The organism is Streptomyces sp. NPDC058964, assembly GCF_042741275.1.
GTDB lineage: Bacteria > Actinomycetota > Actinomycetes > Streptomycetales > Streptomycetaceae > Streptomyces.
Window position 1 is genome coordinate 1 of the sequence record NZ_JBHYKH010000826.1, and the last position, 2,456, is coordinate 2,456.

Consider the following 2,456-nt stretch of genomic DNA (forward strand, 5'->3'; position numbering starts at 1 on the left):
TTGTGGGGGAGCCCGGTTTTCTTTTATACACGAGACAGGTGGGGCAGCGGCGCCCCGCCCCGCGCGGGCCGGCCCCCCGGGGGGGGCGGCCCCTTTCCGCATGCCCCGAAGAGGGTTGGAAGTCCGTTCATGCCCGAATTGGGCCCGGGCCTGTTTACTTTCCGGAAAACCGGGCGTAGCCTCCGAATGAAACCACAAATTCGGGCATCGGTCGGAGGCACACGGACATGTACGCACCGGAGCGACAGCAGGAGATCCTCCGGCTCGCCCGTGAGGGCGGGCGGGTGGACGTGGTGTCGCTCGCCGAGGAGTTCCAGGTGACGGCGGAGACGATCCGCCGCGACCTGAAGGCTCTCGACCGTGCCGGCCTGGTCCGCCGGGTGCACGGTGGTGCCATACCGGCCGGACGCCTCGACTTCGAGCCGGACCTCGCCGAACGCGAGAGCACCTCGGCCGACGAGAAGGACCGCATCGCCAAGGCGGCCGTCACCGAGCTGCCGACCGACGGCACGATGATCCTCGACGCCGGTACGACGGTCGCCCGCCTGGCCGGGGCCATCCCCCTGGAGGCGTCGCTCACCGTCGTCACGCACAGCCTGCCGATCGCGGCCCGCCTCGCGGACCATCCGGGCATCCAGCTCCACCTCGTCGGCGGGCGCGTACGGCACCGCACGCGCGCGGCCGTGGACGCCTGGGCGCTGCGCGCGTACGGGGAGATCAGGGCGGACGTGCTCTTCGTGGCGGCCAACGGCTTCTCCATCGAGCACGGCCTGACCACCCCCGACCTCGCCGAGGCCGCGGTGAAGCGCGCGGCGGTCGCCGCGGCCCGCCGCGTCGTACTGCTCGCCGACTCCGCCAAGCACGGTCAGGAGCACTTCGCCCGCTTCGGCGACCTGAGCGACGTGGACCTGCTGATCACCGACAGCGGGCTGAGCCCGGAAGACGCGGCCGCCATCGAGCGCGGCGGCACGGAAGTGGTGCGCGCATGATCCTCACCGTCACCCCCAACCCGTCCCTGGACCGCACCTACGAGATCCCCTCCCTCGAGCGCGGCGAGGTCGTCCGCGCCACCGGCGAGCGCATGGACCCCGGTGGCAAGGGTGTCAACGTCTCGCGCGCCGTCGCCGCCGCCGGGCGGCGCACGGTCGCCGTACTGCCCCTGGGCGGCGCCCCGGGCGCGCTCGTCGCCGATCTGCTCGACGCGCAGGGCATCGAGGTCGCGCGGGTGCCGATCGCCGGAGCCACCCGCTCGAACATCGCGCTGGCGGAGGCGGCCGGGGTGCTCACCAAGATCAACGCGCCGGGACCCGAGCTGTCCCCGGCCGAGCAGGAGCTGCTCCTGGAGACGGTGCGGGCGCAGTCGGGCGACGCCGACTGGATCGCCTGCTGCGGGAGCCTGCCGCGGGGGCTCGCCCCGGCCTGGTACGCCGACCTGGTCGCGCGGGTGCACGCCGCGGGTGTGCGCATCGCCCTCGACACGTCCGGGCCCGCCCTCCTCGAGGCGCTGCGTGAGCGTCCGGACGTGGTGAAGCCGAACGCCGAGGAGCTCGCGGAGGCCGTCGGGCGCCCGCTGGCGACCGTCGGTGACGCGCTGAAGGCGGCCGAGGAACTGCGCGAGATGGGCGCCCGCGCCGTGCTGGCGAGCCTGGGCGCCGACGGGCAACTGCTCGTGGACGCGTCGGGTGCCTGGTTCGGCGGTGCGCACGTGGACGCCGTACGCAGCAACGTGGGAGCGGGCGACTCCTCGCTCGCCGGCTTCCTGATCGCGGGCGGCGGCGGGCCCGAGGCGCTCGCCTCCGCCGTCGCGCACGGCGCGGCCGCCGTCCGGCTGCCCGGCAGCGTGATGCCCGGGCCGGCCGACCTGGACCCGGCGTCGGTGACGGTCACGGCCCAGGTCCCGGTGGACCGCGAACTGAGGGAACCCGTGTCATGAACGCAAGCGCGCGATCCCGTACGACGGATCGGGCCCGCCGGTGGCGGGGCTCCCCGTTGCTCGCCACCACCGGGACCCCCACCCTCCCCGCCCTCCCCGCCACCCCCCACCGCACCCCTGTCCCCACCCCCCTCCCCACCCCCGCCCACCCCACTCCCCGGGCGATACGCGTGCATAGGAGCCCGCGATGAGCGACATGATCACCGCGGACCTGGTCGATCTCGACCTGTCCGCCGACACCAAGCAAGCGGCGGCACGTGTCCTCGCCGAGCGCATGGTGGCCCTGGGCCGGGTGACCGACCTGGACGGCTTCCTCGCCGACGTGGCCGCGCGGGAGGCGCAGATGCCGACCGGCCTGGACGGCGGCATCGGCATCCCGCACTGCCGGAGCGAACACGTCACCGAGCCGACGCTCGCCTTCGGGCGCAGTGCGGCCGGGATCGACTTCGGCGCGCCGGACGGTCCCGCCGACCTCATCTTCCTGATCGCCGCCCCGAAAGGGGCCGACGACGCCCCTCTGACG

At 74.2% G+C, this 2,456-nt stretch carries 3 protein-coding genes; all 3 read left to right on the forward strand.

Features of this window, described 5'->3' with window-relative positions:
• Window positions 1–227 precede the first annotated feature (227 nt).
• On the forward strand, window positions 228–989 hold the full coding sequence (locus ACFW2E_RS45260) for a DeoR/GlpR family DNA-binding transcription regulator (protein WP_384477570.1): 762 nt from the start codon (window positions 228–230) through the stop codon (window positions 987–989).
• Window positions 986–1,933, forward strand: a complete 948-nt coding sequence (pfkB, locus tag ACFW2E_RS45265) for a 1-phosphofructokinase (protein ID WP_384477573.1) — start codon at window positions 986–988, stop codon at window positions 1,931–1,933. The genes ACFW2E_RS45260 and pfkB overlap by 4 nt, the downstream gene beginning before the upstream one ends.
• A gap of 187 nt (window positions 1,934–2,120) precedes the next feature.
• Window positions 2,121–2,456, forward strand: a 336-nt coding sequence (locus ACFW2E_RS45270; protein WP_384477576.1) for a PTS sugar transporter subunit IIA, incomplete at its 3' end; no start/stop codon positions are given.

Coding starts and splice junctions, on each gene's coding strand:
- ACFW2E_RS45260 (WP_384477570.1), top strand. CDS start 228: ATGTACGCACCGGAGCGACAGCAGGAGATCCTCCGGCTCGCCCGTGAG.
- pfkB (WP_384477573.1), top strand. CDS start 986: ATGATCCTCACCGTCACCCCCAACCCGTCCCTGGACCGCACCTACGAG.